At 39.8% G+C, this 15,962-nt stretch carries 10 protein-coding genes; 5 read left to right on the top strand and 5 right to left on the bottom strand.

Annotated elements, in window-relative coordinates; all coding sequences use genetic code 11:
* Positions 1–119 precede the first annotated feature (119 nt).
* Entirely contained in the window at positions 120–2,090 is a 1,971-nt protein-coding gene (locus B4Z90_RS09690) for a DUF4836 family protein (RefSeq protein ID WP_286802078.1), read from the bottom strand.
* Between the two features lie 91 nt (positions 2,091–2,181).
* Positions 2,182–2,937, bottom strand: coding sequence for a hypothetical protein (locus B4Z90_RS09685; protein ID WP_286802076.1), 756 nt, complete (start codon positions 2,935–2,937; stop codon positions 2,182–2,184).
* Between the two features lie 375 nt (positions 2,938–3,312).
* On the opposite strand from B4Z90_RS09685, the gene B4Z90_RS09680 reads away from it, so the two are divergent.
* Both B4Z90_RS09680 and B4Z90_RS09675 read left to right on the top strand, forming a co-directional pair.
* Complete coding sequence (locus B4Z90_RS09680; RefSeq protein WP_286802075.1) at positions 3,313–4,917, top strand: DNA/RNA non-specific endonuclease; 1,605 nt, start codon at positions 3,313–3,315, stop codon at positions 4,915–4,917.
* Between the two features lie 64 nt (positions 4,918–4,981).
* Positions 4,982–5,626, top strand: coding sequence for an HAD family hydrolase (locus B4Z90_RS09675; protein WP_070561777.1), 645 nt, complete (start codon positions 4,982–4,984; stop codon positions 5,624–5,626).
* Between the two features lie 135 nt (positions 5,627–5,761).
* Here the strand turns inward: B4Z90_RS09675 and B4Z90_RS09670 are convergent, their stop codons facing one another.
* On the bottom strand, positions 5,762–7,270 hold the full coding sequence (locus B4Z90_RS09670; protein ID WP_286802074.1) for an alpha-L-fucosidase: 1,509 nt from the start codon (positions 7,268–7,270) through the stop codon (positions 5,762–5,764).
* 65 nt (positions 7,271–7,335) lie between these two features.
* Positions 7,336–8,943 carry a beta-N-acetylhexosaminidase gene (locus tag B4Z90_RS09665; protein WP_286802073.1) on the bottom strand — a complete coding sequence of 536 codons (1,608 nt, stop codon included), beginning with the start codon at positions 8,941–8,943 and terminating at the stop codon, positions 7,336–7,338.
* 455 nt (positions 8,944–9,398) lie between these two features.
* Between B4Z90_RS09665 and B4Z90_RS09660 the strand changes: the two genes are divergently transcribed.
* A complete protein-coding gene (locus B4Z90_RS09660; protein WP_286802071.1) occupies positions 9,399–11,633 on the top strand; it encodes a glycoside hydrolase family 2 protein in 2,235 nt (744 codons plus the stop codon).
* Between the two features lie 257 nt (positions 11,634–11,890).
* Positions 11,891–12,169 carry a DUF4342 domain-containing protein gene (locus B4Z90_RS09655; protein WP_075990719.1) on the top strand — a complete coding sequence of 93 codons (279 nt, stop codon included), beginning with the start codon at positions 11,891–11,893 and terminating at the stop codon, positions 12,167–12,169.
* Between the two features lie 24 nt (positions 12,170–12,193).
* Here the strand turns inward: B4Z90_RS09655 and B4Z90_RS09650 are convergent, their stop codons facing one another.
* A complete protein-coding gene (locus B4Z90_RS09650; RefSeq protein ID WP_286802070.1) occupies positions 12,194–14,203 on the bottom strand; it encodes a beta-N-acetylhexosaminidase in 2,010 nt (669 codons plus the stop codon).
* A 413-nt stretch (positions 14,204–14,616) separates the two neighbouring features.
* Here B4Z90_RS09650 and B4Z90_RS09645 point away from each other — a divergent pair, with 413 nt between their 5' ends.
* On the top strand, positions 14,617–15,426 hold the full coding sequence (locus B4Z90_RS09645; protein WP_312208734.1) for a hybrid sensor histidine kinase/response regulator: 810 nt from the start codon (positions 14,617–14,619) through the stop codon (positions 15,424–15,426).
* The last annotated feature ends 536 nt before the right edge of the window (positions 15,427–15,962 follow it).

The raw sequence follows: 15,962 nt of genomic DNA, 5'->3' as shown, positions 1-15,962 counted from the left end.
AGAATTTGATGTATACTAAAAACGACACTTCGTAACTAATTATAGAATTTCATATACCTTTTATACTTTCATAACACATTTTTATCACAACAAAATAAATAATCCACTTTGGGGAGCCGCTACATTTTATTTAATTCCGCCAAAATTTGATCGAGTAAATAACTGATCGCACCATCACTGGTCTGCGGCAATCTTGTCGACATTTCAACCTCAGCACGGTTACCAACCACACCTTTGGAAGTAATTGCGGTACTGCCATATTGATTGAGCTGTGCCAGTGTTGTTTCCCATTGTTTATCCGGTGTAACCCCCATTTCCTTTAACATTGTCGGTAGCTTTTGTAGGTCAATAGCTGCTGACATCTTGTTTTGCTTCATCAGTTTTACAAAGTCTTTATTTCCGGGAGCATTCATCTTTTTCTGACGGATATCATTTAGGGACAATGAGTCATTACTAACCATTACCAAATCTTCTTTCAAGAGAACATACATTGGAAAATCCTTGGCTTTCTGTTTTGAAAACGCATAAATGCCATCATAGACCTGCCCAACTTGCTTTGAAACAGCCATGTCCAAGCCTTTTTTTATCAGACGTTGATCCTTTGATGTGAACATCCAAATAAATACTGGAAGTGTCTCTTCCTTGGTCTTTTTCACTTCGATTGCATTGTAATCATCGTCGTAGGTGTAATCGATATAATCTTTTTTGAACTTACGAAGACCGTTAACAACCACGAGGTGGTCTCCTGGCATTACCTGGGCAATGGCCTTTTCATCTAGTGCTATTTCAAGAGCCATCAGTCCCCATTCGACAAGGTCCTGTTGAGGCCCCAATAAACCGCTATAATATTTTGCCATATAGGCAGGCATTTCTCTCAGATAAGCCTCCGAATTAATATTCACATTAAAAAAACCTAAGGTTTTATCCGTTAAATATTTACTGAACTTCGAATTAGGTTTTCGCGCATACATTCTTTTGGTCATCTCAGCAAGGGCCTTATCTAAACCCACAGATCCCTTTAATTTCAGCACATTCCCCTCTTGCACTAAATCCAATAGACCGTCTTGATAACCCGTCTTGAACTTATCCAGTTTAATTCCCATATAATAATAAGGAAGAGAGGTGGTATAAGGCAATAGACCACGATATAGATCCTCTACATGAGGAACATACAATCGAATAAGTCCCAGATTTTTTAGAACTTTCTCCTGATCTGAAATTGACAGGGACTTATGATTTCCTGAAAGCAAACGGGTAACCTCATTCAACAACCATTTATCGCGTAAGCCGTTACGAATAGAATCGTTTTTCCGATTTTGATCTTCATAGGCCGTATAAAGTGAATCATAATAACTAGGATCATGTATTTCTGCCGCTTCATCCATCGCAATATCAGCAACAGGTGGCAGTACTTCCGTAGCACCTACTATCGTATCAGGCTCCACAGCTATCGCAACCGGTGGGGATACCGGTACAGCTAGATTTTCATCCGCATCCCAGACTACGGCAACCGAATCCACAGCGGCTACAGTTGTATCTGCCCAAGCATCTTCGTCGTCGGCTGGACGTGCAACGTAATCCACCTTTTTGATTCCATAACGACTAGCGATCGAATCATTATCCAAAAAGGTGGTATTTGTCGTCGCCGAAATAAATCGAGCAATCCGATCGTTATACACCAACATACTGCCGGCTTTGAGACCTATGCTCGTATAACCATTGGCAAATGCCTGGGGTTCTCCCGCCTCATGAAGCAGTTTCTCAAATTGCCCCTTGTTGTTCAAGGAAAATATAAATTCCGTAAAACTGATACTATCGGTCTTTCTGGTATAAAAATAGGCCGTCTGGGATAGGTCTACTCCTAAATTTTTAATATCATTGCTCGCTGAAATTCCTGATTTTTCAAAAAAACCTGCTTTCTGAAGCAACTCGTTCAGCTTATTTGCATTAGCCTTCTGTACAATATCTTTTACGTTAAAGGCCGCAATCATTTCTGCATCTTCAGGGATCTGTTTGATCAAGTCCTGCGCCTTTACAATTGTCCCAAAAGACAAACAGGCTAATCCTACCAGTATAATTTTTGATTTCATCTTATAAATAATTTTTCAGCTACACCCACCGTACTCTATAGAAGCACTTTCAGCAACTAAATATGGTCCTGGGTTCACCAATGTTATTAGGTTATTTTGTTAATGTGATTTTATTTGCCAAACTCGATTTACCATATACCAAATCCATAAAAGGTAGCTTTAGCAAGACCCCTTTCTTATTTCCGGCAACCTTTGCCAGGCCGTTTGCCTGAGAAGCTATCGGTTTTTCAAAACGAATAATCTGCGTGTAGAATGCATCTGCAAACTGGGTCGTATTATCGCTTCCCAACTGATTGAATTTTGTCTTCCAGTCAGCAGAAGCCACAAATTTGCGTTCAAACACATTACTTTGCGCGTTATAATAATAGCGGTTTGAATTCGATATCTTCGTTTTAAATCGATTTGCCAATATATCTGAAAAGGCATTCAACGATTCTATCTGACTAAAGTCACATGAAATATTAACGATATAATTGGTAAAATCTGTGCTGTACTGTACATTAGAAATACCTTTAGTCTGCTTGAGCAGCTGAACAGCAGATCGAATCTCTTTCTCCATATCGGCTTGAGAAGGGATCTGGATTCCCTTGATACTTTTCATCTTCATTAAAGAAGCTACCTTGATCTTGCTTTTACTTAAATTCAATGTCGCTGCAATATGCCCAGAACCATTCGTTTTTAAGTCGATCTGCTCAACAAAATCAAAACAGCTCGATAATGTCAACGCCATTACAACGGCACAGATCATCGTATAAAATCTTTTCAATTTTCCTTTCACTTTAAGTACTTCTTCCATTACAACGTTGTAACGATTAATAATTTGTCGAATCAATATATGTTTTGACATGAACAGCAAACATTGTGCTATTTTTTTCCTATTGACAAATTTATTAAAAACGAGAATGCAGTTTACTACCTGATTTCAGGGAAAAATTATGCAAAACAATGCAATGCTATTACTCCTTCACAAAGGAATTAAAACTGCTATCCTTAGCCCGACGCATCACGAGGACAAAAGCAATATTATTGTCTTAACAACTGTTTAAAAATGCTAAATATACATCCAATGAGATGCTAAAAAACCTGAATAGTCCCTAAAATATCTATCTCAAGATCAATTGAATACAAATCTTACAACCAGTAGCACTGAAAATATAGCTATAATGTATAGTCAACTTGCCTATTTTTGCCGTCACTTTATCAATATATACGAACTATTCATATGACGAACAAGAACACAGCAATCCCGGATCAAAATATATTCTGGATAGCTTACTTTATAATTGCATTGCTTACTTTTAGTTCTTGTCAGAAAACCGAATCTAGAATTGATCGAGCAGCGGTACAATTTACCTCCACCATTGTAGGCCAAATCAATACAAAAACGACAGGGACTTCTTGGGATAAAAATGATCAAATTGGTGTTTATATGTACAGAGCCGGCCAGTCTTTGGTAGCAAAGTCGCTTATCAACCAAATCCAAAATCACCCCTTCACGTTTAACGGTTCGCTTTTTCAAAGTAGTAGCCCAGTCTTTCTACCCAATGAAAAAGTAGACTTTATCGCCTATTATCCTTACAAATCACTAGTAGACTTTCAATACCCCATCAATGTAAGTGATCAGTCCAATGTTGCAGCTTTAGACCTGATGTATGCAAGCAATGCCAAAAATATCGATAAAAGCAACAGCACAATACCCCTTATTTTTGTACGACAGTTGAGCAAAATCAACATTAATCTATCCATTACCAATACAGCCGCATTGGAGACCAATCAGATTATAGTAAAAATGCCAGCGATAAGCATCCAAGGAGGATTCGATTTGACAACAGGAAAATTGGATGTTAATTCTACCGAGAAAAAGGATGTGCAAAAAAACGTATCTGTAAATGCTAATAAAACCACTCGCATAGAGTTTGTGCTACTGCCCGGAGAAGATATCACAGGAAAAGCGATTAAATTTATTGCCACTAATGGTGAAACCTATACCTGGACAGCACCCCATAATCAGCAGTTAAAGAATTTAGTAGCGGGTGGCCAGTATAGTTTTAATATCAACATTGACAATGGAAAACTGATGGGAGAAATTGGTGATTCACAAGCTTATCTAGAAATACCCAAAATGAGTAATCTCAGTAGTGATGAGATATTTATACAACATTTTATGCCAGACGCAAGCGATAGTAGGAATTATGCAATGCTATATGATAAAAAGCTAAAAATGGCGTATTGGGTTGCATATCCCTTGTACAACAGCATTTTAGGCTCAGGCAACCGTACGGATGCCTGGGGTTACGACCCTGCTGTATCAACAGCATTTCAAGCCAATCTATTTAAGGGATTTCAACCAACAGGGTACGACAGAGGGCACCAGTTGCCAAGTGCTGACAGGAATTTCAATATCGCTCAAAATAAAACAACATTTTATTTTACCAACATGACAGCACAGGTTTCACGCCTTAACCAAGGGATTTGGGCAAACCTGGAAACGAAAGTCAGAACCTGGACCGCACAGTGTGACACGATGTATGTCGTAACCGGCGCAATACCTAAGACAAGCACAGATAACAGCCTCGATTTTGCGCAGGACAACGACGGAAAAGATATTGCGAAACCAAAATACTATTTCAAAGCCTTGGCAATGAAAAAAGGAAACGAATATTATACCATTGGTTATAAAATAGACAATGTCATTCCACCCGCAGGAAGCACATTCGAAAATTATAGGTTAACCGTAAGCGAGCTGGAAAAAATAACTGGATTCACTTTTTTCCCTGATCTAAATGATACGCAGAAAGGAAATATAAATACCTCCATTTGGAAATAATTAGGTTCCTTTTAATCTCATCATTCCACTATGGTTCTATCTCAATTTTTACTAGATTTAGCAGATGAAGCTTATACTATTTGATCTGGACGGAACACTGCTAGACACATTACAGGACCTCGGGGACAGCTGCAATGCTATTCTTGAACAATATGGATATCCAACCCATCCCCTTGTTGCTTATAAGAAATTTGTCGGCAACGGTGTCCAAAAACTTATCGAACGCGCATTACCGAAAGAAGCACGGACAGAAAATATCATCTCAACTTTACTCCGTGCCTTTAAAGTGTATTATGAACAAAAACCTGTATCGCATACACGACCCTACACAGGGATCATACCGCTACTACAAGAACTGAAATCATTAGGCTATCTCATCTCGGTAGCATCAAATAAATACCATGAAGCGGTGATACCTTTGATGGCCGAATACTTTCCCGATATTTCATTTGATCTCGTCCTGGGGCATCGAACAGGTCGCCCCGCCAAGCCTGATCCCGATATTGTCTTCGACAGTATCCAAACACTCGGTGTTAGCAAACAAGATTGCTTTTATGTAGGCGATTCATCCGTGGATATGGATACCGCCAATAATGCAGGGGTAACAGCTATTGGTGTTACTTGGGGCTTTCGGGAAGAGAGCGAGTTAAGACAACACGGTGCACAGCATATTATCCACCATCCACAGGAACTGTTGGAAATTCTATAAAAGAAAAGCGGGACCTAAATCAACACTGATTTAAGTCCCGCTTTTTTCTCGTTCACTCCCAATGGTCTCGAGTAGCGCTCATATACATTTGAAATGCCGATGAGATCGCGAAAAACTTCGCGCGAATGCCACGAATTACATTTTCGCATCCATGAGTTGATCACTCTGACCTTTTGGCTTACCAAGCTTCATTTTTACAACAAAAGCTTTATCTGTACTAAACGTTGCCGGAAGAACAACATCATAATATGTATTCTTATCAAGATCCAAACCAATGTCGGAACGTTTAAGAGCTAATGATTGACCATTTTGCAATAACACAGCCTCTACCGGAACCTCAGCTGAATTTTTCGGTACAGCAATGCGTACAATATTATTGACCGGTCGATTAAAGACTGTAAGATAAAGGTTGTCCTCTTTTCTTGTAAAATAACCCAATTTAGATGGAGCAAGTCCTGCATGTCTCACACCATAAACAGCTTCACCATTGATTTTGATCCAGTCACCAATCTCTTTCGCCAATTTATCCTCTCCTGGATGCATCCGACCATTTCCATCCGGACCAAAATTCAACACGAAATTCCCGTTCATCGACACACAATTCATCAACATATCGATCAAATCGTCGGATGTCTTTGTATAAATACCCGACCAATCTTTCATGTAACCCCAACCGTTAGGCGGGATGGTCATCACACAATCCCAGTCACGCCCCTCTAGCCATTCAAATTCTTTCGGCATCTTACGCTCCCAGCCTTGCTCATAATCTCCCAACATATCTCCATTCGAGTCGAAATGCCGCTTTCCAAATTCATCGTTTCGAAAACGACTACCAATGATTAGGCCCGGATGTTTCTCGCGGAGTTCCTTTTCCAGTTTATAGGTAAAGTCATACGACTGAATCCAGGACTGATCCCAGGTACCATCGAACCAAAACCCTTTTATCTGCGGATAGTTTTGAAGCAACTCCAACAATTGGTTACGGGTATACTCCAAAAACTTATTGAATTTTGCCTTTTCTTCCGGTGTAGACGGCGCCTTACCCATATAGTTTGAATTATTCCATTCTAAGATCGAAAAATACAAAAACACATCTATCCCTTCAGCGGTGTAAGCGTCTACAACCTGCTTGACGATGTCTTTTTTATAAGGGCTTTTCTTAATGGTATAGTCTGTATACTTCGAAGGCCATAAGGCAAATCCATCGTGATGTTTGGTGGTAAAAATCAGGTATTTTGCCCCCATTTCTTTAGCCTGCTTAGCCCATAGCTTTGCATCAAATCCTTTGGGATTAAATTGCTTGTATAAATTATCATAGGTGTTTTTCCAGTCCTTTGGTGCAGTAGGTCCACTCCAGGTACGAATCCATTCGGAAGCGGCCGCACCTTTACGAGCGCTTACTCCTTCCCATTCATTTCCTGGGATAGCATAAAGGCCCCAATGGATAAACTGTCCTAAACCATATGTCCGAAAACGCTCCATCGCTTCATCGGTTCGATGTGCCGGTGTTAAAGGCCCGTATTTTACGTCAATTCTTTGCTCCACCTTTTTGCGTGGCCCAGTCCATTGGGCAGAAACTGTTTTCCCGGCCAATAGCGCACCAGCCAACAGCAAGGGCATCATCAATCTGTTATAGCTTATCATATTTTATCTAATTGTTTATTACCACGATTCTATATAGTCCAACTTATTCAAAGACAAAAACGCAACTAGTCGGGACGATCAATATACTGTTTCTGTACATTCTTCATGACTACCGGTTCAGGGTTATTGTCCTGAAATGGATCAAAGTAATAGAGTCCCTGTTCCCGATACAATGCTAAATGTTTCTTTAACACTTCAGTAAATTGGTCGAAATTACGTTGCTTGCCAGATTTCCATGCTGCTTCCGCCAATGCCGCAATTCTCGGAAAGACGAGATAATCCAATCGATTGGTATTTGTCACGGTTTCAGTCCATAGATTGGCCTGGATACCCAATATCTGTTTTCTTCGACCACCTAAACTATCCAACTGTTCGCCTGCAAAATTGTAGACATCTTGAATAGGGTTAAACCCTTTGCCCCATTTCCGTCCATACCGATGGTTTTCCTGCTGCACAAAATCAAAATATAAAGGTAAACGCGGTGTAAGAATTGCCTGATATCCTTTATCCAAAATTTTGTTGAGCTGTTCGGCTTTATCATGGCGCCACCACATCATCACAGTCTGCGCTTTATTCAGTTTTGCGTCTACCATCTCATCCCAAACAATGATTTTTCCATTTATTCGGGCAACGGAATCTGCCATACGTCGAATAAAATACTCTTCCACTTCCTTATTGGATTTCAGCCCTTCTGCCTTTTTTAACTCCTGCACCTTTAGATCATTATTCCAGGCATCACTACCGAAAGCAACCTCATCTCCGCCCAAATGAATGTAGGTCGAAGGAAAAAGCGCTTTTACTTCGCGCAATACATGGCTTAAAAATGAATATGTCGTATTTTTTGCTGGGTGAAAAGTAAAATCAGGGTGTTTTTCATTACCCCCGCCCGATAAAAACGGATACGCGCGATTTGCCGCTGTTGCTTGTCCAGGCATATCAATCTCAGGAATGACCTCAATATTACGTTCATCAGCATAAGCAATAATCTCACTGATATCATTTTGCGTATAATACTGTACTCCAGCATAGGGATCTAAATAATTGCCTATCCCACCTATTTGAGCCAGCCAGGGATAACGTTGTATACTAAGGCGCCATGCAGGCTCATCCGTCAAATGCCAATGAAACTTGTTCAATTTATAAAAAGCCATCCAATCCAACAATGACTTTACTTTTTCCTTCCCGAAGAAGTGTCTCGACTCATCTAACATAAAACCGCGCCATGTAAATTGTGCTTTATCTGTAATTTCAACAGCATCCAACTCACGCTGATCACCGCTTTGGGTTGCAAGAGACAACAATTGGTCTAAACTTGCAATTCCATTGACAAGTCCTGATTTATCTGAAGCGTAAATTCGAATATGAGTAGGATCTATCTGCAAACGATAGGCTTCATGTTCAAGTGTTTTATCCCAACTTACCATAACTTGGGCTTCGTCGACCTTGGTCGCAACATAGGCCGAAATCCCGAAACGCCCAAGCAGTAGCTTCTTGAAATACAATATCGTGGGATCAAAATAAGGATCGCTTATAATGCCTATATTTCTACCTAGGATAAGTTTCCCCTTCCGCGCTTCCTGCTGTTGCGGACGTGGTATAATAGCAACCTGTGCCTCCACAAACTGTATCGTCAAGAATACCAAAAGAAATGTTCCTATTAATCTATGTTTCATCCGTTCTATAGTTATTTTCAACTGATCAGATTAAATCTGCTTGTGTAAACTATTTGTTTCTAACGAGGTTCGATCCTACATTATTCAAACCTAGTTTGTGCTATAATCGGCACACCACAGCCAGCACGCGATGTAAAAGGAATATGAAAATCCATCGTATGAACTGTTTATATCGGTTCTGCCCACAGTGTATCTTGTAATACAATGGTAAAGAATTTATTATGTATTACTGTAGTCCAAGTATAGTCAATCGTTTGCGCAAATCTCGAAAACGTTGTAGTGAATGGACGCAACAAAGCGAATAAAGAAAAAACAATTATTAATAGCGATATTTTGATCACTATTAATTAAAAACAAGATCGGATAGCAGTTCTACCGAGGCTAGTCCAATTAGTCATTATCATTTTGTTAGCTATATTTGAAGACACAAATACAACACCCTAAGTTAAAACCGTATGATAAAAAAGATCTTTTATACCTTAATCTTTATTGGAATACTGCTATTGAACGTACAAGCACGAACCGTAGTTCCATTTAATACCAGCTGGACTTTCAAAAAGGGACCTTTTTCTACTTCGACATTAGACTATAATCAACTGTTTGAAGGGAAATGGCAGCTTGTCAATTTACCGCACACCTGGAATGCAAACGATATGCAGGCCAAAGAGATTAAGTCTGGTAGTTTAGGAAAAAATGAGCGTTTTTATACCGGCGATGCTTATTACCGGAAATCATTTGTTCCCGAAACAGCTTGGAAAGGCAAACGCATTTTCATTCGATTTGAAGGGGTCAATACCAACACAGAAGTATACGTAAACAATCAGCCCCTTCCTACCAAAGAAGGCAAAAATGATATTACCTACGACAATACGAAACGCAATGGAAATTATAACTTCGTGGGCAGACATCAGGGTGGTTATTCTGCATTTGTATTCGAACTGACCACTATGCTCCAATTTGGAAAAGAAAACGAGATTTTGGTGAAGGTAAACAATGAAGCTACACCACAGGTCATTCCTGTTAACCATACCCTTTTCCCCATGTACGGCGGTATTTATAGACCTGTCGAGCTTATTGTAACCGACGACATCCATATTGCGGTGAATGATTTTGCAGCTAAAGGAATCTATATCACGCAAAAAAATGTCTCCAAGAAAACTGCCGATGTTGCTGTAAAAATAAAAATAGACAACAAATCCGGGAAAAAACAACCAATTGAGTTATTGACAACCGTTTTAGAAAAAGACGGATCGATTAAAGCCAAACAAAGCACACAGTACACGTTGTTACCGCAAGGTCGTCAAACCGTTACGCAACAGATCCTAGTCAAAAGTCCACATTTATGGCAAGGTTTAGATGATCCCTATCTCTATAAGGTGGTCACACAAATCAAAAAGAACAACCAGGTAATTGATGAGGTAACAGCACCTCTTGGTCTTCGTAAATTTGAATTACGAACCGGTGAAGGATTTTTCCTAAATGATATCAAATATCCACTATATGGTGTTTGTCGCCATCAGGATCGACTAGGTAAAGGATCTGCCCTAAGCAATGCAGACCACGACGAAGACCTGGCAATCATCAAAGAAATGGGAGCAACATCGATCCGATTGGCACATTACCAACAGTCTGAGTACTTCTATTCAAAATGCGATAGCATGGGTCTCGTTATCTGGGCCGAAATCCCGTTTGTCAATCGGGTAACCACCTTGGAAGAAAACAACGCACAACAACAACTGAAAGAACTGATCCGCCAAAATTTCAACCATCCTTCCATCTATATATGGGGTATGCACAATGAGGTATACGCTCCTTCAGCCTATACCGTCGAGCTAACGACCAAATTAAATGACCTCGCTAAATCCGAAGATCCTGATCGCTATACCGTTTCTGTCAGCGGTTACAATGTTATCGACCATCCAGTTAACAATAATGCAGATGTTCAAGGCATTAACCATTACTTCGGCTGGTATAATGGTGAATTAGAGGATAAATCAGATAAAGAGGATGATGTCGCCTCCTGGGCAAAACGTATCAGTGAAGAATTCAAAGATTACCGGATTATCTTTTCGGAATATGGTGCAGAAGCCATTCCCGAAGATCAAGCAGAAGAGGTTGGAAATTTTGGAAATCAATGGAGCAATCCATCGTTTTTCCCTGAAGAATATGCAACCAAATTTCATGAAGTACATTGGGGCGTGATATCCAAAAGCCCAATTTTCCTAGGTTCTTACGTCTGGAACACATTCGATTTTGCCACGCCCATTACTGCGCTGAATGTTAACCCACGGAATTATAAAGGACTGGTTTCCTTTGACCGTAAACTGAAGAAGGATGGCTTTTATTGGTACAAAGCCAATTGGAGCAAAGAACCCGTTTTATATATTACACAGCGTCGTATGATCAACAGAGGTAATGAAATCACGCCTATTACGGTTTATTCGAACCGAGGTGAGCCAACATTGATCATCAATGGGCAAACGATCAAAGGGGCCAAAATTGGTCAGACCAACGTACACTACATCTTCGAAAACGTGAAGCTAAAACTGGGGAAGAATACTGTAGAAGCAAAAGTAATCCAAAAAGACGGTAAGGTATTAACCGACACGATTGAATGGAACTATGACCCAGCGTTTAAACAAGGACCATCGGGACCAACAAAATCGAAAACAGAGCACGTAGGTCTATAATCACGCTAGCAAAATAATAGACAAAAAACAGAGGTAGCCTAAAAAGCTACCCCTGTTTTTTGTTTAAGAATGTATCCCCCCTCAGCTATAGTGATCATCATATCACTTTCCCTAATTTCAAAAAAGTATTAACCGATAAAAGCGGGTCGTTTACCGAGATTGTCTCGAGACTGGCCTAATGCCCCTCTTCAGGGCCATATTTGCTTCCTATCTTTGAGTCATCAAATAAGAAATAAAAAAATTAAAAAATAAACATCATGGCAACTAAAACAACATTCAGCATCAACAGTAAAACAATTACTAAAGTTTTTCAAGATCTTTTTGATTCCTTCAAAAGCTCCCGTTTAAAAGTTTCCTCCAAGAATGGACAAGAATACTTAAATATCTCCCTGCTATTAGCTGTAATCATCGGAATTATTTTCCCTGTAGCTTTCATTGCATTGATTATTCTAAGCCTGATTGCACCTATTGAAATTGCAATCCTTCAAGAAGTAAAAGAAGAGAATGCAAATCAAAAGATGATCGAACTCAAATAAGTAAAAAATAAAGGGTAATACCCTTTATTTTTTTTCTATCTTATCAAAAGGCCTATTCGGAGACAAATTAAATGTAAAATTTCCTTTTGAATCCACACCGCCAGCGCCTCTGACGCGGGCTTTGATTTCGTATTTCGATTGGGGATTATAATTCGTCACTGTAAAATTGTAGTAAAAAGGTTTGATCTTGTTGGTTCCCCTAAATTTATCCGCAAGCGCATGATGTCCGTCCTCTGCAATGACCTGCCCGTCCTGTAGCAATTGTACGGCATCAATTTCCAGAAAATTCTTCCCCTCCACAAAGAAAAATCCAGCTTGCGCTCGTCCATTATCGTAAATCTTCCTGCTCACGTCAAAAGTTAGAAAACTATACGTTTCCTTGATATCATTAGGTCCCCATGATCCCGCAATATATCCCCCGGGACGATAATAATCAATACGCATGGAATCTAATCTTGGAAGATTGGCATCCAATCGATGGCTGAACGCTGAATAATCTTTTGCTGACTTAGCAGCCCATCCAATTTCAGCAACCGCAAGCAATCGCGGAAAATTCTGCACATTCAGGTCTTTAATATCCTGGGCCAACGCTGTCCACATATTTCCCTGAACACCAAGGACAAGCTGATCCTCAGCCGGACTAAGTCCTGCAGAAGGATCAAATTCATACACTCTTTTCAGCGAGTTTATCTGCGGATAGGCCAGGTCAGTCATGGTACCATCATTCCGATCGGCCTGTGTAATATCAAAATAGAGATGCGATGCCGGTGTGGCTACGGCCTTAAATCCATGTTTGGTCGCTTCCTTGATCGCTTCCTCACCAAGCCAGCTCATGATTGCTGTACTCTTCGGCAAGTTTTCAGCATCAGCTAAGATATCATTCCACCCGATCGGTTTTTTCCCTTTCTGAACGATGATATCAGAAACGCGTTGAACGAAATAGCTCTGCAGTGCTTTGACATCCTTAATCTGGTGCTGCTTCATAAAATCCTGCACATGTGCCTCTTTTTCCCACAAATCATGACGAACCTCATCCCCTCCAAAATGAATATAACTACCTGGGAAGAGATTAGCGATTTCAGTGAACACATTATTCAAGAATTCATACGTAAACTCTTTTGTCGGATCCAATGTATTGGGGGTAAATTGATTTCCCCAATAGCCCCAAGATGACACAAAAGGAAAGATGTGATTCGGGTAGGAATTTTTGTTTACCCCAAGTTCAGGATAGGCTAATATGGTTGGCCATGAATGTCCAGGAACATCAATCTCGGGCACAATCGTAATATTGCGTTCTCGAGCATATTGAACAACTTCCTTGATCTGCTCCTGTGTATAAAATCCACTGCGTTCTGCAGGTTGTTTTTCTGTTCGATGAAATACCGTCGCATTTTCCATGGTCAATTTCGGATATTTCTTTATTTCGATCCTCCAGCCCTGGTCATCCGTCAAATGCCAATGGAAAGTATTCATTTTGTATAATGCCATGACATCCAAATACTTTTTCACGGTTTTCACATCGAAGAATGTCCGGCTCACATCTTTCATATAACCGCGCCAATGATAGCGGGGATAATCTTTAATTTTCACAGCCGGAATATTCCAGCTTATTTCTTTGGTTGGGTTACTACCCTCGAAAGCTGTCGGTAAAAGTTGCCGCAGTGATTGCGTTGCATTGAAAAGCCCATGGGAGCTTTTTGCTGTCACGACCACTCCCCGATTGGAAACCTCAAGCTGATAGCCTTCATCATTAGGTATTGTCAATTTAGGGTCTAGTCTAAATTCAATACTATTGCTCGCCTGTTTCCTCACGTTCAGGGGATAATGCGTTACTTTTCTCAGCTGCTCAACAAACAAAGACACATCTTTCACATCGCAGTTCTTAAAACTTAAGGTAGTTTGTGGATTTAACAGAAACTGGCCTGCTCCCCTATTGATTTCCTGAGGCTTGGGGATAATATCAATCCCAGACTGCGCATGGAGCCCTTGCGCAAATAAAAGGGATAACGCTACTGAACAGAGGAGTGTTTTCATTAAAATTTAAGTTTTTATTTTTAAATAAACAGACAAAAAAAAGACCGTTTATTGGTTTCGTTATGCAAAATAAAAAATAAAAAATGATCCTTCTACTCCAACTTTCAATCAAACGATTGTGTAAGATTTTCAAAAAGTAGCTCGTTGGCTACAGGCACACCAAGAGGATATCATTTTTTAGTATTAAATTTGACTTCCAGACAAAACAAAATAGGCTATAGTTAACTTATTGGGGTGAAAGAACAATAACGTGAAAAACAGTAAAAAATTATTTATTATCAGGACAGTTTTAATTGCTTTTCTAATTCTTTCCTTGGTTTATATCGGTTCGATATTTACCTATCAATATATTGAGTACCAAAAGACCGAAGCCCGTTTAAATAAAGCATATAGTTCTAAAAATCAATTGACGAATCTTTTCTACGAAGCTTATTAGTTATATTGATATTGATCCCAACATCTCAATCAAAAGCGGAACATATCGTGTACGTCAGATTGTTTCCAATCTGCTGAGCAATGCGATTAAATATACAAATAAAGGTCAGATCGAGGTGAAAGCATTTATCAGCAGCGATCAGAGCTCCAAATTACATATAGTAGTTAAGGATACAGGAAAAGGTATCTCTGCAAAAGATCAAGGACATATTTTCGAACAATATTATATGACCGATCAAAAATCCAAGCATAGTTTCGGATTGGGCTTACATATATCTAAGCTTATGACCGAGCAACTAAACGGAACCTTAAGTGTTAGAAGCCAACAGGGTAAGGGATCCATATTTACATTAGTCGTTCCATTAACCGAAGAAATTAAATACATGAAACAAATAACGAGCTTAGACAAACTTTCAAAAAACTTACGTTTTGTTGTTGTTGATGATAACCCAATTAATAACTTATTTGTTAAACAGGCATTACTACATTTCTATGATGTAAAGATTTTCGAAGATTCCTCCGCTGCAATCGCATACCTCGAAAAGAATAACGCTGACATTATCATTACTGATCTCAAAATGTTTGGCCCTACCGGTTGGGACATTTTGAATACTGTCAAAGACAGTAATCTTAAACAGGAATGGAACAGCAAGGTTATCGCCCTCACTTCAGACGAGTCACAAGTAACCGTACAAATTCCCGAGGGGCAGCTACATCAATTTGATGGCGTCATGACCAAGCCTCTGGACAAGGCTATCCTTGCTCAGCTTATAGCAAAGATTTTGTAAGCGTGCTAGTCAAAAAAATTACCTGCCGTATCAAGATTCTTTACGGAATTGGATAGCCTTCCTATTCTTGCTTAACTCCATTTTTACAAACAAGGACCATATAATCCACCGCTAGCATAGGCAAAAGCTACAAACCTATTACGAAGCTGTTTATAGACAACATAAATAGCAATAAAGGCCCGATGCCAACAGTACTAATTCAAAATTTCGCCATATTGTAGCTATCTCCCGCAAAGGGATGAAAAGAGTTTCTGAGGAATATCCGGTTATTCGGGAAGTAATGCTGCAGCTTGCAGGTTTAAAGAAAAGGGCATTGGGTTTAAGTGAGATAGGAGCAATGTACCATTACCACTGAGCACAGTAACAGTTGTGGTTGCAGGACTGCTACCGTTTGCGGAACAGCTGCCGATGCGCAGGGCTCACCGACGATCCTATGCTGCGAAAACCGATAGGCGGAGGATATGCAATAGCATTGTACGGGGAAATACGGAAGTACTTAAACGAAAGAAACCCTTGACTGTTTCCAGCAAGGGCTT

Source organism: Sphingobacterium sp. UBA5639, from assembly GCF_002421245.1.
In the GTDB taxonomy this organism is placed as follows: Bacteria; Bacteroidota; Bacteroidia; order Sphingobacteriales; family Sphingobacteriaceae; genus Sphingobacterium; species Sphingobacterium multivorum.
The sequence above is the reverse complement of the archived record's forward strand: the minus strand, read 5'-3'. Positions and strand labels throughout refer to the sequence as shown.

Coding starts and splice junctions, on each gene's coding strand:
- B4Z90_RS09665 (WP_286802073.1), bottom strand. CDS start 8,943: ATGAAACATAGATTAATAGGAACATTTCTTTTGGTATTCTTGACGATA.
- B4Z90_RS09670 (WP_286802074.1), bottom strand. CDS start 7,270: ATGATAAGCTATAACAGATTGATGATGCCCTTGCTGTTGGCTGGTGCG.
- B4Z90_RS09680 (WP_286802075.1), top strand. CDS start 3,313: ATGACGAACAAGAACACAGCAATCCCGGATCAAAATATATTCTGGATA.
- B4Z90_RS09690 (WP_286802078.1), bottom strand. CDS start 2,090: ATGAAATCAAAAATTATACTGGTAGGATTAGCCTGTTTGTCTTTTGGG.
- B4Z90_RS09660 (WP_286802071.1), top strand. CDS start 9,399: ATGATAAAAAAGATCTTTTATACCTTAATCTTTATTGGAATACTGCTA.
- B4Z90_RS09655 (WP_075990719.1), top strand. CDS start 11,891: ATGGCAACTAAAACAACATTCAGCATCAACAGTAAAACAATTACTAAA.
- B4Z90_RS09650 (WP_286802070.1), bottom strand. CDS start 14,203: ATGAAAACACTCCTCTGTTCAGTAGCGTTATCCCTTTTATTTGCGCAA.
- B4Z90_RS09675 (WP_070561777.1), top strand. CDS start 4,982: ATGAAGCTTATACTATTTGATCTGGACGGAACACTGCTAGACACATTA.
- B4Z90_RS09685 (WP_286802076.1), bottom strand. CDS start 2,937: ATGTCAAAACATATATTGATTCGACAAATTATTAATCGTTACAACGTT.